A 23,973-nucleotide genomic window follows, 5' to 3' on the forward strand; every position below is an offset into this window, starting at 1 on the left:
ACCATGAGCCAAACCATCACCCGCCGCCACGTACTGAAGGCTGGCGCCGCTGCCGCGCTGGCGGCCGTCATGCCCGCCGCCTTTGCCAAGAGCGAGTGGCCCGACAAGTTCATCAAGATGGTGGTGGCGTTCCCCGCCGGCGGCCCCACGGACACGGCCGCGCGCATCGTCGCGCAGAAGCTGTCGGAGCGGCTCGGGCAACAAGTCATCATCGAGAACAAGCCGGGTGCATCGGGGTCGATCGGCACGGCCAGCTTCATCAAGAGCCCGGCCGATGGCTACAACCTGTCGATGTTCGGCATGCCCGCGCTGCTGGCGCCGCTGATGTACAAGACCAACGCCTATGACGTGAAGAAGGATTTCACGTCGGTGGCAACTGTCTACGTGCTGCCGATGGCCATCGTCATCAACCCGGCGGTGGTGCCAGGCGTGGAGACGCTGCCCGACCTGATCCGTTTTGCCAAGGCCAGCAAGACGCCGTTGAGCTACACCAGCTCGGGCACCGGCAGCTTTGGCCATCTGGCGATGGAGCAACTCAAGGACCTGGGCCATTTCGACATGCTGCACGTGCCGTATCGCGGCAGTGCGCCGGCCGTGGCCGACTTGCTGGGTGGTCAGGTGGGGGTGATGTTTGCGGACGTGGTGGCAGCGCTGCCGCATATCCGCGCGGGCAAGCTCAAGGCCATCGCGCTGAGTTCGCCGAACGCCAAGGTGCTGCTGGCGAATGTGAAGACGGTGTCCGAGCAGGGCTTTCCGGGCTTCGACTTCGATTCGTGGGGCGGCCTCATTGCGCCGCTGGATACGCCGCAGGCCATCGTGGACCGTATCGCAAAGGAGACACGCGACATCATCGGCAACGACAAGGAACTGCAGCAGAAGCTGGTCACCGCAGGTGCCATCGCCTCGTTCCAGGACGGCAAGCAGATGCAGGCGCGGCTCAACAAGGACTATGACCGCTGGAGCGCCATCGTCAAGGCGAAGGGGATCAGCGCCAACTGATCGGGCATCGATCCCCTTGGTGGAACTGGCCTAGCGCAGCAGGTTGGACTTCGCCAGTTCCAGCAGTTCGTCGCCCCGGCCGTTCATCACGGCCTTGAGCGCCCACAGGCTGAATCCCTTCACCTGCTCGGCCTTGATCGAGGGCGGCATGGCCAGTTCCTGCGTGTTGGTGACCACGTCCAGCAGGGCGGGGCCGTCGTGGCGCAGGAATCCTTCGATGGCATCAGGCAGCAGCAGTGGGTCATCCACGCGCTGCGCATGCACGCCGATGGCCCGCGCCATGGCCGCGAAATCGGGGTTTTCCAGCCGCGTACCTTCTTCCAGGAAGCCCGACGCCTTCATTTCCAGCGCCACAAAGCCCAGCACGCTGTTGTTGAAGATGATGACCTTCACCGGCAGCCGCTCCTGCACCAGCGTCAGGAAGTCCCCCATCATCATCGCGAAGCCGCCATCGCCGGACAGGCTGATGATCTGGCGACCCGGAAACGCAGCCTGTGCGCCGATGGCCTGCGGCAACGCGTTGGCCATCGAGCCATGCGCCAGCGAGCCGATCATGCGACGGCGGCCATTCATCTTGAGGTAGCGTGCGGCCCAGATCGTTGGCGTGCCCACGTCGAACGTGAAGACGGCATCGTCGGCAGCCATGTCGCTGACCAGCTTTGCCAGGTATTGCGGATGGATGGGCTTTCGGCCGCTGTCACCGGTGGCCAGGTCATCCAGTTGGGCGCGGGCGCGATGGTAGTGCTCCACGCTCTGGTCCAGATGCGCGCGATCCGCTTTCACGGTCAGCAGCGGCTGCAGCGCATCGAGCGTGGCGCCGACATCACCGACCAGCCCGAGATCGAGCCGGGTTCGACGACCGAGGTTCTCGGGGCGGACATCGATCTGAATGACCTTCGCATCGGTCGGATAAAACTGGCGATACGGGAAATCGGTGCCCAGCATCACCAGCGTGTCGCACTGTTCCATCGCGTGATAGCCAGAGCTGAAGCCGATCAGGCCCGTCATGCCCACGTCGTACGGATTGTCGTACTCCACGTGCTCCTTGCCGCCTAGCGCGTGCACCACGGGCGCCTTCAGCGTTTCGGCCAGGCGCAGCACCTGTTCATGGCTGCCAGCGCATCCGCGTCCGCATAGCAGCGTGGTCTTGCTGCCATCGTTGAGCAGCGTGGCGAGCGATTCGAGCGACGCGCGATCCGGCGTGACCACGGGTTGCGAGAAGGTCAGCGAAGCCGGCGAAGAGAGCATCGCCGTGGCCGCCTCGCGTAGCGCCACATCGCCCGGAATGACGATCACGGCCACGCCACGATGACCCACGGCAGCGCGGATGGCGGTCTCCAGCACGCCGGGCAGTTGCTCGACGCTGGTGACCAGTTCGCAATAGTGACTGCACTCGCGGAACAACTGGTCCGGGTGCGTTTCCTGGAAGTAGCCCCGGCCGATTTCGGCACTCGGGATATGGGCGGCGATGGCCAGCACCGGCACGCGCGAGCGGTGGCAGTCGAACAGCCCGTTGATCAGGTGAAGGTTGCCCGGGCCGCAGCTACCGGCGCAGACCGCGAGTTCGCCGGTCAGGTGGGCTTCGGCGCCGGCCGCGAAGGCAGCGGCTTCCTCATGGCGCGTATGAATCCATTCGATGTCACCGCGCACGCGCAGCGATTCGGTCAGCCCGTTGAGGCTGTCGCCCACCACGCCGTAGATCCGGCGGACCCCCACGTTGTATAGCGTTTGGGTAATGAGGTCCGCTGCAATCGTCTTGGCCATGGCGCTGCTCCTTGTTTGTGGGTGGCGTGGCTTAAACCATAGTCATTCGTCACGTTCCCCGCTTGAAGGTTCGCGCCATGGCCTTCCGATTTGCACGGATTACGTCACAGCAGGCCGGAAGCCCGCCGCGACGCTGGCCTGGCAGCAATTCTTACAACTGTCCCATTGCCGGATCGGTCACCGAATCCTTGCCGGTCTCCACGCGACCTGCAAAGCGGCGGTAGAACGTGAGATCGCTGCTGCTGGTGACGGCAAAGTCGTACCAGCTGCCGCTGTCCTTGAGGGACCAGTTCAGCGTCTGCGTGGCGCCCGCCGCCACCGTGGCTTCCCACGGACCGTCGGTCCGGTAGGCCAGCGGCGTGATGTGGAAGGTGGTCGAGCCGCTGCCCAAGTTCATCAGGTCGATGTAGACATCGCCATTCGTCACTTCGTAGCAGACGCGGATTTCCGGATTGGCACGCGCAGTGGCCAGCACCTTGGTATCGCCCTTGAAGTGGCGGTGATAGCCATTCGGCCCGAGCACCCAGAGATCGTACTGACCGGCATCGGATGACGATGCAGCCCAGGTGTCGGACAGCGTCTTGCCCGCTTCGAGCATGTAGCGGCGCGGCACGCTGTCCAGATCGTTGCGATCGTAGACGTGGAACACGGCAGCCTGCTTGCCCGAGTTCGCGAACAGCAGTTGCACGGTGCCGTTGACGTTGGCGCGGGCGCTGGTGTGCAGCTCGTAGGGCAGGGCGCGCGACGGCACCGAGCCGGCTTCCTGCTGCGGCAATTGCGCGGTGGTAGGTACGGGCACAGCGGGCAGGGCACCCTGCGACGCACGCAGGGCATCCGCTGCGGCGCGCGTCTGGTGTCCGTTCAACTGCGGCAGCAATTCGTTGTTCGGCGTCTTGAAGTTGAAGGCCGAGGTCAGGTCGCCACAGACTGCGCGACGGTACGGGCTGATGTTGGGTTCCTGCACGCCGAAACGGGCTTCCAGGAAGCGCAGCACCGAGGTGTGATCGAACACCTGCGAATTGACCCAGCCACCACGGCTCCACGGCGAGATCACGAACATCGGCACGCGCGGGCCGGGGCCGAACACGCGGCCATCGCGCGCGGGCTGGCTCGTGCTGCCTGCTGGCGGTGACTGCGTGTAGTACTCGGCAGCCATGTCCGTATCCGACAGCGTGCTCTTGCCTGCCAGCGTGTTGTCCGGATGGCGCGACGGGGCGGACGGCGACGGGATGTGGTCGAAGTAACCATCGTTCTCGTCGAAGTTGATCAGCAGGACAGTCTTGCTCCAGACCTCGGGATTACTGGTCAGCGCGTCCAGCACTTCCTGCAGGAACCATGCGCCCTGTACCGGCGACGACGGACCGGGGTGCTCGCAGTAGATCGACGGGGCATTGATCCACGAAACGCTGGGCAGCGTGCCATTCGTGACATCGCGCTTGAAGGCGTCGAGGTACTGGTCAGGCGTGGTGCCCGGCAGCGTGTTGGCGATGCCCTTGTACAGCGGATTGGCCGCGTTGTCCGTGGCCGCATCGTAAGCCTTGTACGGCAGCGCTTGTCCGGTGTTGGTGTAAGCCGACTGCGGCGCGCCGCCGCTGGAGACCGGGAAGCCCGAAGCCAGGTTCGCGCGGCGGAAGTTCTGGAACGCGCCCAGCATGTTGTCGCCCCACTCATCGGGCATGTTCTGGTAGCTGATCCAGCTGATGCCGGCAGTCTCCAGACGTTCTGCGTAGGTGGTCCACGTGTAGCCCACGTTGGCATCGGCGGCGATGCCGTTGATCGCATCCCACTCGTTGTTCACGAAGGCACGGTTCTGCGGCATCACGCCGTTGGTGCCGGTGATGTGGAATGAGCGATTGGCGTCGGTGCCGGTGTGCATCGCGCAGTGATACGCATCGCACATCGTGAACGCCCTGGCGAGCGCGAACTGGAACGGGATTTCCTGTTCCTTGTAGTAGCCCATCGAGACATCGTTCTTCGACACGGGCCAGCGCGACATGCGGCCATGGTCCCAGGCGTTCTGGCTGTCTACCCACGTATGCGGCGTGCCGGACACGCGCTGCGCGTTGTTACTGGTGCCATCGAGGTGATACGGCGTCAGGATGCTGCCGTTGGCGCGGCCTTGTTGCCAGATGTTGCGACCGTTCGGCAGCGGAACCGTGATGCGATCGCCAAAACCGCGCACGCCCTTGAGCGTGCCGAAGTAGTGGTCGAACGAACGGTTTTCCTGCATCAGGATGACGACGTGCTCGACATCGGCAATGGTGCCCGTGGCGTTATTCGCGGGGATGGCCAGTGCGCGGCGGATACTGGGCGGGAAGGCGGCCAGGGCGGCGGCGGAGAATGCCGTGCCAGTGGCCGCCTGCAGAAACTTGCGGCGGGAGATCATGTTTTTTATGACTGAGCGAATGAGTCAGTGAGCGGAGCGGGCGTGCGAGACGATGCGAGCGGATCAGGGCGCGCAGCGCTTGTCGACGGCTGGGGCCGAGGCGCCGGGTTGCGTGCCGGCCGGAGGTTGCGTGGGCTTGTCGTCGTCGCTCCCGCCGCAGGCGCTCAGCAACAGCGCGGCGAGGCACGCGGCTGCGAATCCGCGTATGAATCTGGTTTCTTCCATGGTGTCTTTTTTTATCGGCTCGTTATTCGAATCGGGGCTGCCCGGTGAGGCAGGCCGCAAGACTAGGAGACACCAGTGACAGGTTCATGACGCGAGACGCACTTGCGGGCGATTTCCGCACGCGGGTGTCCACATTCGCTCGCCGACATTGCAGTACATTGATTGACACACGCGAGGCACATCGGCGCAGCACCGCGCCGGGCGCCAATTCTTACGCAGTGATGACAAACAGGAGACCCGCATGACGAGCAAGAACACCATCTGCCTGTGGTATGACGGCGACGCACTCGACGCCGCCAACTTTTATGCAGAGACGTTTCCCGACAGTGTGGTAACGGCCGTCCATCGCGCGCCAGGCGACTATCCCAACGGCAAGGAAGGCGATGTGCTGACGGTGGATTTCACGGTGGCCGGCATTCCGTGCATGGGCCTGAATGGCGGACCGTATTTCAAGCACAACGAGTCGTTCTCGTTCCAGATCGCCACGGACGATCAGGAAGAAACCGACCGGCTCTGGCATGCCATCGTCAACAACGGCGGGCAGGAAAGCGACTGCGGCTGGTGCAAGGATCGCTGGGGGCTGTCGTGGCAGATCTCCCCGCGCGTGCTGACCGATGCCGTGATGGGATCGGACAAGGCAGCGGCCAAGCGGGCCTTCAACGCGATGATGACGATGAAGAAGATCGACGTGGCGAAGATCGAGGCGGCGGTGCGGGGCGAGGGCGGCTAGGCCACGCCGCCCACATGGCTCACACCGCGTTGCCGACACTCATCGCGCGTCAACCGGACACGCGCCCGATGCGCAGTCCGTATCTGGCGCGGCGTGTTCCGGCTGGCTTGTCGTCACGGCCTCCTGTGCCGAGTCCTGCCGCGCTTCCAGCACCAGTTCCGCGATCTGCGCGCCGAGCGTGAGGTCCGCCACCGATCCGAAATGCTGCTGGCGCAGATTGCCCCGGGCATCGATCAGGATCAGCGTCGGCGTGCCACGCATCGCATAGGCCCGCATGGTCTGCGGGACGCCATCGTGCCCGTCGGGCCGGTCCACGCCGACCGGAAAAGGAATGCGGTACTCGTGCAGGAACGCCTTCAGTGCCGTGGGCGTCATGGCGTCGTGATGCTCGAACACGGTATGCAGGCCGATCACGGCCACCTCTGATGCGGAGAACGTCTGGTGCACGCGCGCCGCCTGCGGCAAACCATGTGACACACAGCCCGGACACAGCATCTGGAAGGCTTCGATCACGACAACCTTGCCACGCAAGCTTTCCAGCGTGATGGGTTGATCCGTGTTGAACCACTGGTCGACGACCAGGGCAGGCGCGGGTTGGGGGTGGCGGGCATTCATGATGGGATCTCCTGCTGCGTCTGATGGTGTCCCTAGTATTGGCTCGCGGCGACCTTCCGGGATGCCAATTCGTCCGGGAAAGATATCCTTTCGTCCAGCGACGAGACCGCCACTTCGCAAGACATCGCGTTCCAAGTTAGCGAGCTAATACCAAAAGCCGGTGCACCTTCGGAAAAACCGGGCGATTCCGACAAATCGCGATCGCCGTCCCTGAGAAGCTTCGCGGCTTAAACCACAGACACCGCGAGACGTTCATGCAGGCCACGATCAACGGCACAGAAATCTTCTTCGACATCGACGGCGAAGGTTTTCGCCCGGGGGCGGGCAGGCTGATTGAAAAACCGGTGCTGGTGGTGATCCACGGCGGACTCGGCTTCGATCACGGCTATCTGAAACCCGGCCTGTCCGGCCTGCGCGACGAGGCACAACTGCTCTACGTCGATCTGCGCGGGCAAGGTCGCTCGGGGCGTCCGCCGCTGGAAACCTGCACGCTGGAGCAGATGGCCGATGACGTTGCCGCGCTCTGCGCGTACCTCGGGCTGCATCACGTGCACGTGTTCGGCCACTCGGCGGGTGGCTTCGTCGCCATGCACATGGCGCTGCGCCATCCGGCGCTGGTGCAGGGAATGGTGCTGTGCAGCAGTTCGCCCACGGTGCAGCCGATCATGGACGACACCGGCGAGCCGGCTCCGTCGCTTGCCTCGCGCGCCAACCCGGAAACACTGGCCGTGGCGGCCCGTCTATTCGGCGGCGACATCTCCGCCGAAAGCGTAGACGCGTTCTTCCGCCATGTGGGCCCGTACTACGCGGCGCCCGCCCATATGGACGTGCCGCCCGTCCTGACCGCACTCAGCATTGCTTCGGTCGACATGATGCGGCACTTCATGACCGCCGTGGCACCGTCCTACGACCTGCGCCCCCGGCTCGAAAAGATCGATACCCGAACGCTGGTGCTCGTTGGCAAGCACGACTGGGTCTGCCCGCCGCGCGCCAGCCGCGCCATTGCACGCGGCATTCCCGGTGCGCTGCTGGTGGAGTTCGAGGATGCCGGGCACTTTCCGTTCTCGGAAACGCCGGGCATGTTCATCCGCGTGATGTCGCAGTATTTCAGCGGGTAAGAGCAGGAGAGGGCGGGGACATCTGTGCTACCTACAACTCTCGAGCAATGGGTGCTTCGTCGGCTAGGACGCTGAGCGGGGAGACTTGGAATATCCGAGGGTTGCACAGGGCTTATCCACAAAACATTTGCGCGTCGCACGTGCCAAGCTGAACAATAGCCGGACCATTCATGAAATGGTTTCATTGCGTCACTCTCGACGCCAGGCTGCATTTTTTCACAGCGAGCTGCGATGCCCCGCCACAATCTCAACGATCTGCTTGCATTGGTCACCGTCGCCCGCGAGCGGAGCTTCACGCGCGCAGCAGCGCGCCTCGACGTCACGCAATCCGCGCTGAGCCACACCATCCGCAATCTGGAAGCGAAACTAGGTGTGCGGCTGCTGACGCGGACCACGCGCAGTGTGTCGACGACCGACGCGGGCGAACTGCTGGTCCGGTCCATTGGTCCCAAATTCGAGGAAATCGAAGCCGACCTGTCCGCCGTGGCCGAACTTGGCGAACGCCCGGCGGGCACCATTCGCATTACGTCCGTCGACCATCCGATCGATGCCATCATCTGGCCACGCCTCGCCAAGGTACTTCCGCACTATCCGGACCTCAACGTCGAATTGACGGTCGATTACGGACTCACCAACATTGTGGGTGATCGCTACGACATCGGCGTGCGGTTTGGCGACCAGATCGAGAAGGACATGATTGCAGTGCGCATCAGTCCCGATGTGAAAATGGCCATGGCGGGGTCACCCGCATATTTCAAGGGCCGCGAAAAACCGATGGTGCCGCGCGACCTGTTGTCGCACCGATGCATCAACCTGCGCCTTCCCACTAGCGGCGGCCTCTATGCGTGGGAACTGGCGAAGGGATCCAGGAAGTTGCAGGCCCGTGTGGAAGGGCAGGTCATTTGCAATAGCGTCAACCAGATGATCAATGCCGCCCTGGATGGCTTTGGGCTGGTGTTCCTGCCGACGCCGGTCGTCCAGTCCTACGTGGAGAAAGGCAAACTCATCAAGGTGATGGAGGACTGGTGCCCGACCTTCCCGGGCTATCACGCGTTCTATCCGAGCCGCAGGCAGTCGTCGCGCGCGCTCAAGATCGTGATCGACGCCATCCGGTACCACCCGGATGGCGTCACCGCTGCTAAGCCTGCGAAAGCTGGTCACGGATAGGCAGGGACCGGATCCGTGTCCCCGTTGCCGCAAAGATCGCGTTGCAGAGTGCAGGCGCGATGGGCGGCACGGGCGGCTCGCCCACACCACCGGGCGGTACGTCGAAATCGCCACCGACCATCCACGTATGGATGGCCCGAGGTGCCATGTGCGAGCGCAGGATCTCGAAGTCGTGGAAGTTGCTTTGCTGGACGCGGCCGTCCTTGAACGTGATCTCGCCCAGCATCGCCAGGCTGATCCCCATCACGCATCCGCCTTCCACCTGTGAACGGATGCGCTCGGGGTTGACCTGTGGTCCGCAATCGATCGCCATGTCCACGCGCGGAATGGTGATCTGGCCCTTGCCATCCACTGCCACTTCCACAACGGTGGCCACATAGGTCACGAAGCTGTACGCCATGGCAATGCCAAGGCCGTGCCCCTTGGGCAGCTTGCGACCCCAATTCGCCCTGCGCGCCGCTTCCTCGATGACGCGCCGCATGCGTCCGGTATCCAGGGGATACACGTCCGGCGATTCGTTGTAGTTCCACGTGTCCGAGAGTGTCGAGGGATCGATCTTGCGCGGCGGGCCGATCAGCTCCAGCAGGTAATCCTTCGGATCGCGCCGCGCCTGATGCGCCAGCTCGGCAACGAAGCTCTGCACGGCAAATGCGTGCGGAATATTGGACACCGAGCGGAACCAGCCAATGCGCGTGTGCGCCGGCACGTCGGCCGACTCCAGCCGGATCGACGGGATCTGGAACGGGACGTTGATGGCCGTCATGCCCGCTTCGAATGCAGCTTTGCCTTCGGCGCCTACCTTGAACGTGGAGGTAATGGTCGGCGCGGCGGACCGGTGCAGCCATGCCGTCGGCTTGCCGCTGGCATCCAACACGGACTCCATGTGCTCGACCGATACCGTGTGGAAATAGTCGTGGTGGATATCGTCGTCGCGCGTCCACTGCAGCTTGACGGGCTTGCCGTCCATCGCCTTCGACACCAACGCCGCTTCGGAAATGAAGTCGGCCATCGACTTGCGGCCGAAGCCGCCGCCCAGCAACGTGACATGCAGCGTGACGTCCTTGACGTCGAGGCCGACGTGCTTCGCCACGCTTTCCAATGCACCCTGGGGCGCTTGCGAAGGCGCCCAGATCTCGCACTTGCCGTCAACGAAACGCGCCGTTGCCACGGGCGTTTCCATCGAGGCATGCGCAAGATGCGGAATGTAGTACTGGGCCGAGACCTTGCGCTGGCTGCCGGCCGCCGACAACGCCGCCACGGCATCGCCATCGCTGCGTAGCGCCTTGCCTGGCTGTCGCACGGCCGCTTCGAGCGTGCGGCGGAACGCGACGGAATCGTAGCGGCCATTGGCGCCATCGTCCCATTCGAGCTTGAGCGCCGCGCGGCCCTGCATCGCCGCCCATGTATTGGTAGCCACCACGGCCACCCCACCCACGGGATTGAACAACGGCGGACCGTCGTAGCCTTTCAGCTCGACGACCCGCAGGACTCCCGGAACCTTCAGCGTATCGGTGCTGTCAACCTTGCGCAGCTTGCCACCATGGACAGGCGGGCGGGCGATGACCGCGTAGACCATGCCCGGCAGCCGCACGTCGATACCGTAGGTCGCCTTGCCTTGCGCAATATCACGACTGTCGGCCGGCATGATCCTGCCTTTGCCGATGTAGCGGAATGCGTCCGGCTGCTTGAGCCGAAGTTGGTCGCGCTTCGGCACTGGCTGCTGCATCGCGGCTGCGGCCAGATCGCCATATCCGATCCGGCGTCCCGTGGCTGCATGAATCACTTCGTGGTTACGCGCCTGCACCTCCGTGACCGGCACCTTCCATTGCGCGGCAGCAGCGGCTTCGAGCATTTGCCTTGCCGACGCACCCACCCGGCGCATCGGCGCCAGGAAATGCCGCATGCTGCGCGACCCGTCCACATTCTGGCTGCCGTAGCGCGCTTCGTTGGCATCGGCCTGAACGATTCTGACGCGGCTCCAGTCCGCCTCCATCTCGTCGGCGACAACCATCGGCAGGCTGGTTCGCACCCCCGTGCCCATCTCGGCTCGATGCGCCACGATGGTCACGGTGCCATCCCGCGCAATCGAGACGAACACCAGCGGATCGTCAACGACACCGCCCGGCATCGCCGCGCCACCGAATTTCTTCTCGGGTTCGGCAGCGGCGGCCTTGGTGACCAGTCCGCCGAACTGCAGAGACAGCGCGAACACCGCGCCTGCCTGCAGGATGCGACGGCGCGCCGGTTGTTCGAGGGTTTCGAGGTCGGTGCGAGTCATGCCTTGGCTCCCGTCTTGTTGGCCGCAAGGCGTGACGATGCCAGCTTCACCGCAGCATTGATGCGCGTGTACGTGCCACAGCGGCACAGATTGCCGCTCATCCCCGCCACGATCTGCTCGTCAGTGGGCTTCGGATTCGCTTTCAACAGCGCGGTAGCCGTCATGATCTGCCCGGCCTGACAATAGCCGCACTGGGCCACGCCCAGCTCGACCCAGGCATCCTGGACGGCCCGGCCTACGCGATCGGCATCCATCGATTCGATCGTGCGTACGCGCTTGGTACCAATCCCGGAGATCGGCGTGACACAGGAGCGGACGGGTTGCCCATCCACATGTACGGTGCAGGCGCCGCAAAGCGCCATGCCGCAACCGAACTTGGTACCGGTAAAGCCCAGGGCATCGCGCAGCGTCCACAGCAGTGGGGTGTCGGGGGAGAGGTCGACCTCATGAACCTGGCCGTTGATGTTTATCGTTGTCATGGACGGAAGAGAGGCGGGGGATCGCGGTATGGTATCGAATAGGCGGCGTTTCGATTACGCACAATGGCTCATTGCCATCATGAAAGCAGTTCATCAATCGTTTCATGAGTCCGGCTCATCAAGGCAACAAGTATTGACCGGCTAGTCGCCGGCGGCCGTAGCCCGGATCATTCGGCCGATGGAAAACACCGCACTACCCAGCACCTCCCCAACATATCCGGACTCGCCTGCGCAAGGTTCGCAGCCGCCGGCCTACTGGAGCGGCGTCTTCGCTATGACGCTCTGTGTCTTCGCGCTGATTGCCTCGGAGTTCATGCCCGTAAGTCTGCTGACACCAATGTCCGCAGACCTGCGTGTCACCGAAGGAATGACAGGGCAGGGCATTGCCATCTCCGGCGCCTTTGCCGTCGTCACGAGTCTGTTCATCTCAGCCATGGCGGGCAGCATGAACCGAAAGTTGCTGCTGCTTGGGCTTACGGCGGTCATGGCGGCATCGGGTGCCGTTATCGCGGCGGCCCCGAACTACAGCGTTTACATGGCCGGGCGCGCATTGATCGGGGTTGTGGTCGGCGGCTTCTGGTCGATGTCGGCGGCCACGGCAATCCGCCTGGTGCCCACGCACCAGGTGCCACGCGCATTGGCAATCTTCAATAGCGGCAACGCATTGGCCACAGTCGTGGCGGCGCCGGTCGGCAGCTATCTCGGCGCACTCATCGGCTGGCGCGGCGCATTCTATTGCCTCGTCCCGATTGCCCTCCTCGCACTCGCCTGGCAATGGTTCAGCCTTCCCGCCATGCCAGTGCCGATCCGGCCCAAAGGCAGCAGCAATGTTTTCGTGCACCTGAAGCGCCCGGTAGTGCGGCTGGGCATGCTCGCAGCCGGCGTATTCTTCTCCGGGCAATTCACGCTGTTCACTTACGTCCGGCCGTTTCTCGAAACGGTCACGCATGTCGATGCATCCGGCTTGTCCCTGATCCTGCTGGCCATCGGCATGGCGGGATTTGTCGGCACCATGCTGATCGGCGCCGTGCTGAAGCGGGCGTTCCACGCCACGCTCGTGGCAATTCCGATGTTGATGGCCGCCATCGCACTCGCACTGATCGGCCTGGGCCATCACACCATCAGTGTGGTCGTGCTTCTGGCATTGTGGGGGCTGGTGGCAACTGCCGCGCCCGTCGGTTGGTGGAGCTGGATCACGCGCACGTTTCCGGACCATGCCGAAGCAGGCGGTGGCCTGATGGTGGCAGTCGTCCAACTTTCGATCGCACTGGGCTCTACCGTGGGTGGCATCCTCTTCGATACATACGGCTACCGCAGCACGCTTGAAGCCAGCGCAACGCTGCTGCTCATCGGTGCAGTACTGGCATGGATGACGGCCCGTGCCGCGAAGATTGACGATGCTCAAGTTGTCAATGAGCCACTCGCTCATATGCAACCGGAGAAAGCGCGGTGAAGTTGTTCATCCGGATAATGCGCCAACATCACGTGTCCAGGCTTTGCTCATCTGTCGTAGGGCTGGCCATTTTCAGATGTCAGCACGGGCGTGCGGGGCCGTTGATATCCCCTATCAGACAGATGCCACGTCATATCTAATGCTCTGCGCGGCTGGGGCGCAGGAGACCCACTCGGCGGCCTGTCTCCAGTCGCGCATCACTGTTCACTTCCCCTGAGGCAGCATCTCGAAACTATTCGATGGTGACATTGCCCTCCTTTACGAGGGTAGCGAACTTGCTGGTCTCATCATTGATGCGCTTGGCAAAAGCTTCAGGCGTATTAGACATTGGCTCGGCACCTGCAGCGAGCATACGTTGCTGGAAGTCGGGTGAGCTGACAATCTTCACGATTTCGGTGTTAAGTTTGGTGACGACGGGCTTGGGTGTTGCTGCGGGAGCGAGCACGCCGAACCACGTACCAATGTCGAAGCCTTTGAGACCCGCCTCATCCATCGTCGGTACGTCAGGCAAGGCGCTGGAACGCTTTGCCGTGGTGACTGCCAGCGCTTTCAGCTTGCCGCCCTTGATATGCGGCAGCACCGTCGTCAGGGTGTCGAAGGACATGGAGACCTGACCGCCCAGCAGGTCCGTGGTCAGCGGACCACTCCCCTTGTACGGCACATGCAGCAACTTGACGCCGGTTGTCGCCTGGAACTGGGTGCCGATCAGGTGTTGCGCAGTGCCGTTGCCATTGGAGCCATACGACAACTCTGGAGATGCCTTCTTCGCCAGTGCGACAAGCTCGGCCACATTCTTTGCAGGCGTCTTCGCGCTGTTGATGACCAGCACGTTGGGGACCATCGCCAGTGTGGAGACCGGGGTCAGGTCCTTCTGGAAGCTGTAGGGGAGCTTCTTGTAGACCGACGTGGCGATGGTGTGGTGCACAGCGCCCATCAACAGCGTGTAGCCATCGGGCTTGGCTTTCGCAACGTAGTCAGCTCCGACCGTGGCGCCCGCGCCTGGACGGTTTTCGACAATGACGGGCTGGCCGAGCGCTTTGGACAACTGATCGCCCAGCGCGCGTGCCAGGACATCGGTCGTGCCGCCAGACGGGAACGGAACGACCAAGCTAATCGGCTTGGCCGGCCAGTCCTGTGCAGATGCCTGCGACGCTGCGCAGATTCCAAAGCCGATCACGAAAAGCCCGCAGAGGCTACGGACGCGTTGAGTGGTGAATGTACGCATGTTTGTCTCCTTTGATTGTAGTGATGGCAATGCGCGTTGATGTGCTAGATCTGGCGCGAACTTGAAAACGCAGCACGACCGGCGAACGTGGCTGCGCAGCCAAGTTCGGCCTCGATGTAGAGCAGGCGGTTGTATTTGGCAACGCGGTCGGAACGCGACAGCGAACCGGTCTTGATCTGCGTGGCAGCGGTGCAGACGCTGAGATCGGCGATCGTCGTATCTTCGGTCTCGCCGGACCTGTGCGACATCACCGATGCATAGCCCTCGCGATGCGCCATCTCGATGGCCGCCAGTGTTTCGCTCAACGTGCCGATCTGGTTCGGCTTGATGAGGATGGCATTGGCCACGCCGCAATCGATGCCTTCCTGAAGGATGGCGGTGTTGGTGACAAACAGATCGTCACCTACCAACTGCACGCGGTCGCCCAGACGCTCGGTCAGCAACTTCCACCCTTGCCAGTCGTCCTCGGCCATGCCGTCTTCGATCGTGACGATGGGGTATTGCGACACCCAGCCTGCGAGCAAATCGACAAAGCCGCCGCTGTCGTAGCTGCGGTTCTCGGACTGCAGGACATAGCTTCCGTCCCGATGGAACTCGGAACTCGCCACGTCCAGGCCCAGTGCGATATCGCGGCCAGCCTGGAAGCCGGCGGCGTGGATGGCTTGCATGATGACTTCCAGCGCCTGTTCGTTGGATTTCAGGTCCGGCGCAAAGCCGCCTTCATCGCCGACTGCCGTGGAAAGGCCGCGCTGTTTCAGAAGCGCCTTGAGCGTATGGAACACTTCCGCACCCCAACGCACGGCTTCCGAGAACGATGGGGCACCAACTGGCAGGATCATGAACTCCTGCATATCCACGCTGTTGTCGGCATGCGCACCACCGTTGATGATGTTCATCATCGGCATGGGCAAGCGCATCTGTGCGCGGTCGCCGCCAATCGAGCGGTAAAGCGGTACACCTGCCGAAGCTGCAGCCGCGCGCGCCGTGGCCAACGAGACGGCCAACAACGCGTTGGCGCCCAGTCGCGACTTGTCGGCCGTGCCGTCGAGCCGAATCAGGCATTGATCGATGTCCGACTGCTCCGATGCACGCATGCCTGCCAGCGCTCGTGCGATATCCACGTCGATGTGCCTGACAGCCTTGCGCACACCCTTGCCGGCGTAGCGATCCCGCTCGCCATCGCGCAGCTCGATGGCCTCGCGCGCGCCCGTCGAAGCGCCCGAGGGGGCCGCCGCGAACCCTTCACTGCCATCGGCCAGCAGCACCCGGGCAGCCACGGTTGGGTTGCCGCGCGAGTCGAGGATTTCGTAGCCACGCACTTCCTGGATCACTGACATGCGGTTTCCCCTTACTGGACCTGCGCGATGCGCAGAAGATTGGTGGTGCCCGCCACGGTGAACGGCAAGCCGGCGGAGATCACGATCGACTGACCGGGTTCGCCGAAGCGTTCCTTGACGACGGTTCGGCTTGCCAGGTCGGTCATTTCCAGCACATCGACGACTTCATGGCACAGCACGGCATGGACACCCCATGCGAGTGCCAGGCGGCGAGCTGTGGCGATACGCGGCGTCATGCCCAGGATTGGCACTTCGGGCCGCTCACGTGCCATGCGTAGCGCGGAATAGCCGGAACTGGTGTAGGCGACTGTGGCCGGGACCTTGAGCAGCCCGGCCACATGTCGCACCGCATAGCCGATGGCATCGGCTGCCTCGGCGCGCGGTGGGGTATGCGAAGACTGAATCGCGTCGTGATAATGCGGATCGGATTCGGTGCGCGTGATGATGCTGTTCATCATCGTCACAGCTTCCACGGGATACCGGCCCGAGGCCGATTCCGCCGAGAGCATGACCGCATCGGCGCCGTCGTAGACGGCCGTGGCCACATCGGAGGCTTCGGCGCGCGTGGGTACAGGCGTCGCGATCATCGACTCCAGCATCTGCGTGGCCACAATGACTGGCTTGCCCGCCTTGCGGCAGGCGCGCACGATCTGCTTCTGGAGCGATGGCACCTGCTCGGCTGGCATCTCCACGCCGAGATCGCCGCGCGCCACCATCACCGCGTCGGCTTCGGCAACGATGGCGTCCAGACTCTGGATCGCGGCAGGCTTTTCCAGTTTTGCAACGATTCCGGCGCGGTCCTGCACGATCGCCTTGATCTCCTGGATATCCTCGGGACGCTGCACGAACGACAGCGCAATCCAGTCGACGCCGAGCGTGAGTCCGAAGTCGAGGTCTCGACGGTCCTTCTCGGTCATCGCCGACAGCGGCAGCACCACGCCCGGCACGTTGACGCCCTTGCGGTCGGACAGGGGCCCGCCATTGACGACCGTGGTTTCGGCAAAGTCTCTACCGCAATGGTCCACGCGCAGGCGGATCTTGCCGTCGTCAAGCAGCAGTTCGGTGCCTTCACGCAGTGCGGCGAATATCTCTGGATGCGGAAGGCTGACGCGGGAAACCGTGCCCGGCTGATCGCGGTCCAGGTCGAGGCGGAACGATGCGCCCGCCGGAAGCTGGATGGGGCCGTCGGCAAACGTGCCGATCCGCAGCTTCGGGCCTTGCAGATCGAGCAGCACGCCGATAGGGCGACCGCGCGCTTGCTCGATTTCCCGGATCGTATCGAGCCGTTGCCGATGGTCGTCATGGCTGCCATGGCTGAAGTTCAGACGGAACACATCGGCGCCAGCGTCGAACAGGGCCTCGATGATCTCGGGTGACGTGCTGGCAGGACCCAGCGTCGCCACGATCTTCGCGTTGCGGAGGCGTCTCATGGTCATACTCCATCAGGGCGCGATCAGAATCGCGCGGAAATCGTTGACGTTGGTGAGGGTGGGGCCGGTTACGACGGCATCCCCGAGGGCTTCAAAGAAGCCGTGGCCATCGTTGTTGCCCAGCGCATCCTGCGGACGGATACCCATTGCCCAGGCACGCCGCAAGGTGTCGGGCGTCACGATGGCGCCGGCAATCTCTTCCTGGCCATCGACGCCATCGGTGTCACCCGCGAGGGCATGGATGCGAGCATCGCCGCGCAACGTCATGGCAAGCGCGAGCAGGAATTCGACGTTGCGACCGCCACGTCCTGTGCCGCGTACGGTCACGGTCGTTTCTCCGCCCGACAACAGCACGCACGGCGACGGGAACAGCTGGTGGTTGGCCGATTCCAGCGCGAGAGCGCCGAGCACCAGCCCCACGTCGCGCGACTCGCCTTCGATCGCATCGCCCAGCAGATGCACCCCGAGGCCCGCGTCGCGGGCAACGCTCGCAGCCGCTTGCAGTGCCATCCGTGGCGTGGCGATCAACGTGGTGTCGATGCGCGGGAGTCGCGTATCGCCGGGCTTTACCGATTCGGCCACCTCCGATTCCAGCACGCGCATGACGTGCTCTGACAACGCCAGTCCGTAGCGCCGGAGAATATCGATGGCGTCCTGACGGGTTGAAGGATCTGGGACAGTGGGGCCGGATGCAATGTCGATCGGGTCGTCGCCCGGAACGTCCGACAACAGCAGGTTGCAGACGCGAGCCGGGTAGCAGGCCGCTGCCAACCGTCCGCCCTTGATCGCCGAGAGATGGCGTCTGACGCAGTTCATCTCGGTGATCGTGGCGCCTGACTTGAGCAGATCGCGATTGATCTGCTGCTTGTCATCGAGCGAGATACCTGCAAGCGGCAGCGGTAGCAGGGCGGAACCTCCACCGGATATCAGGCTTACGACCAGATCATCCTCCGTCAACCCGGATACCAGTTCCAGCATGCGGCGGGCCGCCTCGTTGCCAGCTGTGTCGGGCACGGGATGCGCCGCTTCCACGATCTCGATCTGCTCGCATGGCACCGCATAGCCGTAGCGGGTTACCACCAGACCCTGCATCGGACCTTGCCAGGCTTTCTCGAAGGCGTGCGCCATGGCTGCCGATGCCTTGCCGGCACCGATCACGATGGTGCGTCCCTTGGGGCGGTCTGGCAAATGGCGCGCCAGCGTGAGCGACGGCTGCGCGGCGGCGATGGCCGCATCGAACATGCTGCGCAGCAACGCGCTGGCCTGTGGGGTGTCGAATGTCATCGTCATCGCCTCAGTGCATCAGGCCAGCGTGCGCATCGGCGACGCGAGACAAACGACAGAGCAGGGCGCGCACGCCCACGCGGCCCAGTTCCTTCCTGCTCTTCATGCGTGCGACGCCAAGCAATACCTGCACGTACAGCTTGCCCAATAGCCTTTGAATCATGGCTGTCTCCTGCTGATTCGAGGTGAGTCGCCTGCGGTCGAGGGCTCTGCTGGCCGTTGTCGGAGTCCGCAAGGAAGCAGACGCACGGTGGGCGCGCGCCTGCTGGCAGCCCGGCCATGGCCGGGTGCGAAGGGTCTACAGGTGAAGGGGCGAACGCAGCCTTATGCAGCCTTGGCCTGGTGGTGCGCCGCCAGGTAGTCGCAGACCGCCTTGGTCACGTCCACGGTCTTTGCCTTGCCGCCGAGGTCCCCGGTATGCAGCGCCGGATTGGCGGTCACGGCTTCGATCGCGGCCATCACGCGTTGCGCGGCGGCGTTCTCGCCCAGATGTTCCAGCAGCATGACCACGGACCAGAACGTGCCGACCGGATTGGCCAGGCCCTTGCCCATGATGTCGAAGGCGGAGCCGTGGATCGGCTCGAACATAGACGGATAGCGGCGCTCCGGATCGATGTTGCCGGTGGGGGCAATGCCCAGGCTGCCAGCCAGCGCAGCGGCCAGGTCGCTCAGGATGTCGGCGTGGAGATTGGTGGCGACGATGGTGTCGAGTGTGGCGGGGCGGTTGACCATACGTGCGGTGGCGGCGTCCACCAGTTCCTTGTCCCATGTGACATCAGGGAAGTCCTTCGCTACCTGCACGGCCACTTCATCCCACATCACCATCGCGTGACGCTGTGCGTTCGACTTGGTAATCACGGTCAGCAGCTTGCGCGGCCGCGACTGGGCCAGCTTGAACGCGTACCGGAGGATGCGCTCCACACCGACGCGCGTCATCATTGACACATCGGTCGCGGCTTCGATCGGATGACCTTGATGCACGCGGCCGCCCACGCCGGAGTATTCGCCTTCGGAGTTCTCGCGGACGATGATCCAGTTCAGGTCCTCCGGTGCGCAACGCTTGAGCGGCCCATCGATGCCGGGAAGGATGCGCGTGGGGCGCACATTGGCGTACTGGTCAAAGCCCTGGCAAATCTTGAGGCGCAGTCCCCAGAGTGTGATGTGGTCCGGGATCTGGTTGTCGCCAGCGGAGCCGAACAGGATCGCGTCCTTGTTGCGCAGGGCGTCGAGGCCATCGGCCGGCATCATCACCCCATGCTTGCGGTAGTAGTCGCCGCCCCAGTCGAAGTTTTCGAACTCGAAGCGGAATTCTGCGCCAGCGGCGGCCAAGGCTTCCATGACTTCGCGGCCAGCGGGGACCACTTCCTTGCCAATGCCATCGCCCGGAATAGTTGCGATCTTGTACGTCTTCATCTTTCGTCTCCTGTCTGGTCTGGAAATCCGTTTTGGTGCCTTCGTGCTGTCGAGAGCATGGGACGGATTCTGGACGGTGGACGAAGTTTTGGATCGTGGCTAAAGTTAAACCATTCTTAACCTGTAGGTTGAAAGTGAATATGGTTGCCAACAGTGCGATCCAACCGGCCGAGCTGGGCTTCTTCGCGGCATTAGCCACGGCTGGCAGCCTGAGCGCCGCAGCGCGGGATCTGGGCATCACGACGGCGGCGGTCAGCAAGCGGCTGGGCCAGATGGAGGCGCGCATCGGCATGCCGTTGGTGACGCGTACCACGCGGCGCATGAGCCTGACACCGGAAGGGGAGGTCTTGCTCGAGCATGCCCGCCGTATCCTGGGCGAACTGGACGATCTGCAGCAACTGCTGACCAGTGCCAAGGGCAAGCCGAGCGGCTTGCTCCGCGTCAATGCCACGCTCGGCTTCGGCCGCATGCATGTGGCGCCGGTGATCTCCGGCTACAGCCGGATGTACCCCGAAGTCGATGTCCAACTGCAACTGTCTGCGGACCCGCCGCCACTGACCGAGGATGCATTCGATGTCTGCGTGCGGTTCGGCGAGCCGCCCGACGCGCGCATCGTGGCGCGCAAACTCGCACCAAACCGGCGGCTACTGGTTGCCTCGCCACGTTACTTGCGCGAGCACGGCACGCCGCAAACGCCAGCAGACCTGCAGCGCCACAACTGCATTGGCATCCGGCAGGGGAGCGATGCCTACGGCGTTTGGCGGCTCACGCCAGTCAAAGGTGCCAAGGCACGTACCGAAGCGATCCATGTCCGAGGCAACCTCACCACGAATGACGGCGAAATTGCCGTGAACTGGGCGTTGGAGGGGCACGGCATCGTGCTGCGCGCCGAGTGGGACGTCGACCGCTATCTCCGCAGCGGAAGGCTGGTGCAGGTGCTGCCGCAATATGCCACCCCGGAGGCAAACATCTACGCGGTGTACCAGCAAAGGCATCAACTGTCGTCCCGAATCCGGCTGTTCGTCGAGTATCTCGGCGAAAAATTCGCGGCCTTTGGCCAGTAGGCCCAGCTCTGGGCCGGCAGGGACCGAGGATCCGTCTTGGTCGCTATCTATACCCCACCAAAGTTGGGTTGAGGATGGCAATTGAACAGCCGTTCTGCAAGCGACAGTGCCTAATCTTGCGCGTCGACTACGCGGCAGGGCAGACAAAAACCAAGCAGACCCTATTGCCGAGGGCGTAGGGACAACGGAGATACGGATGGCGTTTATCGGCAATATGAAGATTGGCAAGCGGCTGGGGCTTGGCTTCTCCCTGATTCTGGCATTTTCCATTGCTATTACCGCTATCGCCATCTGGCGGCTTGACAACGTTGCAGCCGCGACGCGCGAGATGATGAAGGTGCCGCTCCTCAAGGAGAGACTGATTGGCGACTGGTATGCCAATCTGGCATCGGGCATCCGACGCACTAGCGCCATTGCGAAGAGTACTGATCCTGCGCTGGGCCCATATTTCGCCGAAGAGGCCGCGGCGTCGTCCAAGAGCTCGGGCGAACTTCAGAAAAAAGTGGAAGCACTGATCTCCACGGAACAAGAAAGGGCGCTGTTCAGCAAGATCGGCGAATCCCGGAAGGCCTACCTGAGTTCTCGCGACGAGATCAACAAGGCCAAGGCGGCTGGTAATGTCGATGAAGCCACGCGTATTCTGGACAAGGTGTTCACCCCAGCGGCGAACGCCTATCAGGGCACGATGCGCGAGCTGGTTGAAGTGCAGCGACGCACCATTGACGATACCGCCAAGGAGATTGATGGCGTTGCCGCCAAGAGTCGCGCACTGCTGCTGGTGCTCGAAGGACTCATCCTGGTACTTGGGATCATCTGTGCGTACTTCCTGACGCGCAGCATCAGCCGTCCGCTGGCACAAGCTGTCAGCGTGTCGCGTCGCGTGGCCGATGGTGACTTGTCCAGCGAGATCGTTGTGAAATCCAGTGACGAGACCGGCGAGCTGTTGCAAGCGCTGAAGGACATGAATGACAAGCTCGGGGGCACGGTCGGAAATATCCGAACGGCCAGCGTGGCGGTCGCCAGCGCTGCGGGCCAGATCGCATCCGGCAATCTGGATCTCTCTTCTCGCACCGAACAGCAGGCTGCTTCGATCGAGCAGACTGCGGCGAGCATGGTCGAGCTGACGGAAACGGTGAATCAGAATGCCGACCATGCGCGCCAGGCGACTTCCCTCGCCGGCAGTGCCAGAGAAATGACGGAGTCCGGGCGTTCCGATGTGGCCGCGATGGTGCAGACGGTTGGTGAGGTGAGTGCCGAGTCGAGGAAGATCGCAGAGATCACCGGCATGATCGAAGGCATCGCATTTCAGACGAATATCCTGGCACTCAATGCCGCAGTCGAGGCAGCACGTGCTGGCGAGCAAGGACGAGGCTTCGCGGTTGTCGCGGGCGAGGTACGATCGCTGGCACAAAGGGCGTCTGGCGCAGCCAAGGAAATCAAGGAACTGATCGAGGCATCAACCGTGAAGGTGCAAGTGGGTGCCCAGCAGGCCGAAGGCGTCAGTGCCGCAATGGAACGGATCAATACGGCAATCGAGCGCGTCTCGGACATCATCGGCGAAATCTCCGCGGCTTCCGACGAGCAAAGCAAGAACCTTGAACAGGTGAGTCTTGCCATTACCCAGATCGACCAGGCGACCCAGCAAAATGCAGCGCTGGTCGAGGAGTCTTCCGCAGCAGCGCAGGCTCTTCGCGAGCAGGCAGTGGGTATGAAGGACGAGGTGATGTATTTCAAGACCGCAGGCCAATTCGCTTAAGCAGCCCGTCCGCCTGGTTCGAGAACAACACAGCGACCATCCGCCGTGTGGGTCTACCCACCGGGGATGGTCATTCGCGTGATGTCGGATTATTTGTGACATTACTATTTGTGGCCAACATTTGTTTTGGCAAGAATAAGCATTATGTTAAATGAGATGTGCAGCTGCGAAGCCCGAACGGACTGGACCCAGCGGCGTCGACGCTAGCCAGTCACGCACCCCGCTTGCGGACATCAGGCCAGATCGCAGCGGAAACCCCTATCTGGAAAGCAATGTTGTATCGCGCTGCCCAGCCCACGCGGGCGACGACAGGTGTTTGGCAAAGTAGTCCATCAGTGCCGTGATTCTTGCGGGTCTGGCGCGGGCCGAGGGGGTGACGAAATACAAGCCGCCCCGCGTCAGGTGCCAGCCATGCAGGAGCGTTTCCAGCCTTCCATCGGCCAGATACTCACCGGCCATGAACTCGGGCAATTCGGCAATGCCCTCGCCTGCGAGCAACATGGGCAGCAGGGCCTCGGAGTTGGTCACGCGCAGCGGGCCAACGGGCGTCACCGGATGTTCTTCGCCTGCGTCGTTGACGAAGCGCCATACATCGCTGCGCGCCCGGTACGCATAGGAAAAACAAGGTCTTGCTTCAAGGTCGCGCGGATGGGTCGGGCGGCCAGCGCGTTCCAGGTAGGCCGGGGCCGCCACGACGATCTGGGAAACCGGGCACAACTGCCGGGCGACGAGCGAGGAATCCGGTAAGGCAGCGATACGCAGCGCCGCATCGAACCCTTGCGCCACGATGTCCACCGTGGCATCTGACAGATGCAGATCGATCGACACTTCGGGATAGGCCTCGAAGAATCCCGGTAGCAACGGTGCCACCCATCGGACCCCGAACGACATCGGCACCGCCAGCCGTATCAGCCCACGCGGCTTGACCGACAGTTCGCGTGCGACGTTCTCGGCTGCTTCTGCCTGCCGATAGAGATTTCCCGCCTGCTCCGCAATCGTGGCACCGAACTCGGTCAGGGCCAGGTGCCGGGACGTGCGATTGAGCAGGCGCCCGCCCAACCGCTCCTCCAGCCTTGCCACCCCGCGCGATACCGTCGCGACGGAGATCCCCATCGTACGCGCCGCCGCGGCGAACGACCCCTCCTCTGCCACCTTGCCGAACATTGCCAGCCCTTCGAAATCCGGAAGCTTCGTCATTTCATTTGTGCAACGATGATTTGCGATCGATTCTATTTCGAAATGATGCGCGC

Annotated in this window: 20 protein-coding genes; 7 read left to right on the plus strand and 13 right to left on the minus strand. The window is 63.1% G+C overall.

Going from position 1 to position 23,973, the window contains the following annotated elements; all coding sequences use genetic code 11:
• Window positions 1-3 precede the first annotated feature (3 nt).
• Window positions 4-999 carry a tripartite tricarboxylate transporter substrate binding protein gene (locus ABDB81_RS21275; RefSeq protein ID WP_137924747.1) on the plus strand — a complete coding sequence of 332 codons (996 nt, stop codon included), beginning with the start codon at window positions 4-6 and terminating at the stop codon, window positions 997-999.
• A 30-nt stretch (window positions 1,000-1,029) separates the two neighbouring features.
• Here ABDB81_RS21275 and poxB read toward each other — a convergent pair whose 3' ends face one another.
• From poxB to ABDB81_RS21290, 3 genes are all read right to left on the minus strand, one after another.
• Entirely contained in the window at window positions 1,030-2,763 is a 1,734-nt protein-coding gene (gene poxB, locus ABDB81_RS21280) for a ubiquinone-dependent pyruvate dehydrogenase (protein ID WP_160472397.1), read from the minus strand.
• A 151-nt stretch (window positions 2,764-2,914) separates the two neighbouring features.
• Complete coding sequence (locus ABDB81_RS21285; protein WP_137924749.1) at window positions 2,915-5,149, minus strand: phospholipase C, phosphocholine-specific; 2,235 nt, start codon at window positions 5,147-5,149, stop codon at window positions 2,915-2,917.
• Window positions 5,150-5,212: 63 nt separating this feature from the next.
• The gene (locus tag ABDB81_RS21290) at window positions 5,213-5,374 is read right to left on the minus strand and encodes a hypothetical protein (RefSeq protein ID WP_160472402.1); all 162 of its coding nucleotides are present in this window, start codon (window positions 5,372-5,374) and stop codon (window positions 5,213-5,215) included.
• 241 nt (window positions 5,375-5,615) lie between these two features.
• On the opposite strand from ABDB81_RS21290, the gene ABDB81_RS21295 reads away from it, so the two are divergent.
• Window positions 5,616-6,104, plus strand: a complete 489-nt coding sequence (locus ABDB81_RS21295) for a VOC family protein (RefSeq protein ID WP_137924750.1) — start codon at window positions 5,616-5,618, stop codon at window positions 6,102-6,104.
• Window positions 6,105-6,143: 39 nt separating this feature from the next.
• Here ABDB81_RS21295 and ABDB81_RS21300 read toward each other — a convergent pair whose 3' ends face one another.
• Window positions 6,144-6,719, minus strand: a complete 576-nt coding sequence (locus ABDB81_RS21300; RefSeq protein WP_346813447.1) for a redoxin domain-containing protein — start codon at window positions 6,717-6,719, stop codon at window positions 6,144-6,146.
• Window positions 6,720-6,973: 254 nt separating this feature from the next.
• Here ABDB81_RS21300 and ABDB81_RS21305 point away from each other — a divergent pair, with 254 nt between their 5' ends.
• Both ABDB81_RS21305 and ABDB81_RS21310 read left to right on the plus strand, forming a co-directional pair.
• Window positions 6,974-7,837, plus strand: a complete 864-nt coding sequence (locus tag ABDB81_RS21305) for an alpha/beta hydrolase (RefSeq protein ID WP_346813451.1) — start codon at window positions 6,974-6,976, stop codon at window positions 7,835-7,837.
• Between the two features lie 231 nt (window positions 7,838-8,068).
• On the plus strand, window positions 8,069-9,004 hold the full coding sequence (locus ABDB81_RS21310) for a LysR family transcriptional regulator (RefSeq protein WP_137924753.1): 936 nt from the start codon (window positions 8,069-8,071) through the stop codon (window positions 9,002-9,004).
• Here the strand turns inward: ABDB81_RS21310 and ABDB81_RS21315 are convergent.
• A complete protein-coding gene (locus ABDB81_RS21315; protein ID WP_346813457.1) occupies window positions 8,976-11,282 on the minus strand; it encodes a molybdopterin cofactor-binding domain-containing protein in 2,307 nt (768 codons plus the stop codon). The two genes, ABDB81_RS21310 and ABDB81_RS21315, sit on opposite strands and share 29 nt — an antisense overlap.
• Entirely contained in the window at window positions 11,279-11,761 is a 483-nt protein-coding gene (locus ABDB81_RS21320; protein ID WP_137924755.1) for a (2Fe-2S)-binding protein, read from the minus strand. The genes ABDB81_RS21315 and ABDB81_RS21320 overlap by 4 nt, the downstream gene beginning before the upstream one ends.
• A gap of 274 nt (window positions 11,762-12,035) precedes the next feature.
• Here ABDB81_RS21320 and ABDB81_RS21325 point away from each other — a divergent pair, with 274 nt between their 5' ends.
• Entirely contained in the window at window positions 12,036-13,214 is a 1,179-nt protein-coding gene (locus ABDB81_RS21325) for an MFS transporter (protein ID WP_346813462.1), read from the plus strand.
• Window positions 13,215-13,446: 232 nt separating this feature from the next.
• Here ABDB81_RS21325 and ABDB81_RS21330 read toward each other — a convergent pair whose 3' ends face one another.
• From ABDB81_RS21330 to ABDB81_RS21355, 6 genes are all read right to left on the minus strand, one after another.
• A complete protein-coding gene (locus ABDB81_RS21330) occupies window positions 13,447-14,439 on the minus strand; it encodes a tripartite tricarboxylate transporter substrate binding protein (RefSeq protein ID WP_346813464.1) in 993 nt (330 codons plus the stop codon).
• A 44-nt stretch (window positions 14,440-14,483) separates the two neighbouring features.
• Window positions 14,484-15,776: a phosphopyruvate hydratase gene (eno, locus tag ABDB81_RS21335; RefSeq protein WP_346813465.1), complete on the minus strand. Its 1,293-nt coding sequence runs from the start codon at window positions 15,774-15,776 to the stop codon at window positions 14,484-14,486.
• 11 nt (window positions 15,777-15,787) lie between these two features.
• Window positions 15,788-17,206, minus strand: a complete 1,419-nt coding sequence (gene pyk / locus ABDB81_RS21340) for a pyruvate kinase (RefSeq protein ID WP_346813467.1) — start codon at window positions 17,204-17,206, stop codon at window positions 15,788-15,790.
• A gap of 12 nt (window positions 17,207-17,218) precedes the next feature.
• Window positions 17,219-18,496 carry a glycerate kinase gene (locus ABDB81_RS21345; RefSeq protein ID WP_346813468.1) on the minus strand — a complete coding sequence of 426 codons (1,278 nt, stop codon included), beginning with the start codon at window positions 18,494-18,496 and terminating at the stop codon, window positions 17,219-17,221.
• Between the two features lie 4 nt (window positions 18,497-18,500).
• Window positions 18,501-18,653 carry a hypothetical protein gene (locus tag ABDB81_RS21350; RefSeq protein WP_171020366.1) on the minus strand — a complete coding sequence of 51 codons (153 nt, stop codon included), beginning with the start codon at window positions 18,651-18,653 and terminating at the stop codon, window positions 18,501-18,503.
• 161 nt (window positions 18,654-18,814) lie between these two features.
• The gene (locus ABDB81_RS21355; RefSeq protein ID WP_346813470.1) at window positions 18,815-19,903 is read right to left on the minus strand and encodes a tartrate dehydrogenase; all 1,089 of its coding nucleotides are present in this window, start codon (window positions 19,901-19,903) and stop codon (window positions 18,815-18,817) included.
• A 140-nt stretch (window positions 19,904-20,043) separates the two neighbouring features.
• On the opposite strand from ABDB81_RS21355, the gene ABDB81_RS21360 reads away from it, so the two are divergent.
• On the plus strand, window positions 20,044-20,967 hold the full coding sequence (locus tag ABDB81_RS21360) for a LysR family transcriptional regulator (RefSeq protein WP_346813472.1): 924 nt from the start codon (window positions 20,044-20,046) through the stop codon (window positions 20,965-20,967).
• Between the two features lie 196 nt (window positions 20,968-21,163).
• Window positions 21,164-22,723, plus strand: coding sequence for a methyl-accepting chemotaxis protein (locus tag ABDB81_RS21365; protein WP_346813473.1), 1,560 nt, complete (start codon window positions 21,164-21,166; stop codon window positions 22,721-22,723).
• A gap of 258 nt (window positions 22,724-22,981) precedes the next feature.
• Here ABDB81_RS21365 and ABDB81_RS21370 read toward each other — a convergent pair whose 3' ends face one another.
• The gene (locus ABDB81_RS21370) at window positions 22,982-23,920 is read right to left on the minus strand and encodes a LysR family transcriptional regulator (RefSeq protein WP_346813474.1); all 939 of its coding nucleotides are present in this window, start codon (window positions 23,918-23,920) and stop codon (window positions 22,982-22,984) included.
• Window positions 23,921-23,973: the final 53 nt, after the last annotated feature.

Origin of the sequence: Cupriavidus sp. DL-D2 (assembly GCF_039710735.1) — a bacterium.
In the GTDB taxonomy this organism is placed as follows: Bacteria; Pseudomonadota; Gammaproteobacteria; order Burkholderiales; family Burkholderiaceae; genus Cupriavidus.

What these genes read in the sequence shown, in the direction of transcription:
- ABDB81_RS21275 (WP_137924747.1), top strand. Translation starts at nt 4, where the DNA reads ATGAGCCAAACCATCACCCGCCGCCACGTACTGAAGGCTGGCGCCGCT.
- poxB (WP_160472397.1), bottom strand. Translation starts at nt 2,763, where the DNA reads ATGGCCAAGACGATTGCAGCGGACCTCATTACCCAAACGCTATACAAC.
- ABDB81_RS21285 (WP_137924749.1), bottom strand. Translation starts at nt 5,149, where the DNA reads ATGATCTCCCGCCGCAAGTTTCTGCAGGCGGCCACTGGCACGGCATTC.
- ABDB81_RS21290 (WP_160472402.1), bottom strand. Translation starts at nt 5,374, where the DNA reads ATGGAAGAAACCAGATTCATACGCGGATTCGCAGCCGCGTGCCTCGCC.
- ABDB81_RS21295 (WP_137924750.1), top strand. Translation starts at nt 5,616, where the DNA reads ATGACGAGCAAGAACACCATCTGCCTGTGGTATGACGGCGACGCACTC.
- ABDB81_RS21300 (WP_346813447.1), bottom strand. Translation starts at nt 6,719, where the DNA reads ATGAATGCCCGCCACCCCCAACCCGCGCCTGCCCTGGTCGTCGACCAG.
- ABDB81_RS21305 (WP_346813451.1), top strand. Translation starts at nt 6,974, where the DNA reads ATGCAGGCCACGATCAACGGCACAGAAATCTTCTTCGACATCGACGGC.
- ABDB81_RS21310 (WP_137924753.1), top strand. Translation starts at nt 8,069, where the DNA reads ATGCCCCGCCACAATCTCAACGATCTGCTTGCATTGGTCACCGTCGCC.
- ABDB81_RS21315 (WP_346813457.1), bottom strand. Translation starts at nt 11,282, where the DNA reads ATGACTCGCACCGACCTCGAAACCCTCGAACAACCGGCGCGCCGTCGC.
- ABDB81_RS21320 (WP_137924755.1), bottom strand. Translation starts at nt 11,761, where the DNA reads ATGACAACGATAAACATCAACGGCCAGGTTCATGAGGTCGACCTCTCC.
- ABDB81_RS21325 (WP_346813462.1), top strand. Translation starts at nt 12,036, where the DNA reads ATGACGCTCTGTGTCTTCGCGCTGATTGCCTCGGAGTTCATGCCCGTA.
- ABDB81_RS21330 (WP_346813464.1), bottom strand. Translation starts at nt 14,439, where the DNA reads ATGCGTACATTCACCACTCAACGCGTCCGTAGCCTCTGCGGGCTTTTC.
- eno (WP_346813465.1), bottom strand. Translation starts at nt 15,776, where the DNA reads ATGTCAGTGATCCAGGAAGTGCGTGGCTACGAAATCCTCGACTCGCGC.
- pyk (WP_346813467.1), bottom strand. Translation starts at nt 17,206, where the DNA reads ATGAGACGCCTCCGCAACGCGAAGATCGTGGCGACGCTGGGTCCTGCC.
- ABDB81_RS21345 (WP_346813468.1), bottom strand. Translation starts at nt 18,496, where the DNA reads ATGACGATGACATTCGACACCCCACAGGCCAGCGCGTTGCTGCGCAGC.
- ABDB81_RS21350 (WP_171020366.1), bottom strand. Translation starts at nt 18,653, where the DNA reads ATGATTCAAAGGCTATTGGGCAAGCTGTACGTGCAGGTATTGCTTGGC.
- ABDB81_RS21355 (WP_346813470.1), bottom strand. Translation starts at nt 19,903, where the DNA reads ATGAAGACGTACAAGATCGCAACTATTCCGGGCGATGGCATTGGCAAG.
- ABDB81_RS21360 (WP_346813472.1), top strand. Translation starts at nt 20,044, where the DNA reads ATGGTTGCCAACAGTGCGATCCAACCGGCCGAGCTGGGCTTCTTCGCG.
- ABDB81_RS21365 (WP_346813473.1), top strand. Translation starts at nt 21,164, where the DNA reads ATGGCGTTTATCGGCAATATGAAGATTGGCAAGCGGCTGGGGCTTGGC.
- ABDB81_RS21370 (WP_346813474.1), bottom strand. Translation starts at nt 23,920, where the DNA reads ATGACGAAGCTTCCGGATTTCGAAGGGCTGGCAATGTTCGGCAAGGTG.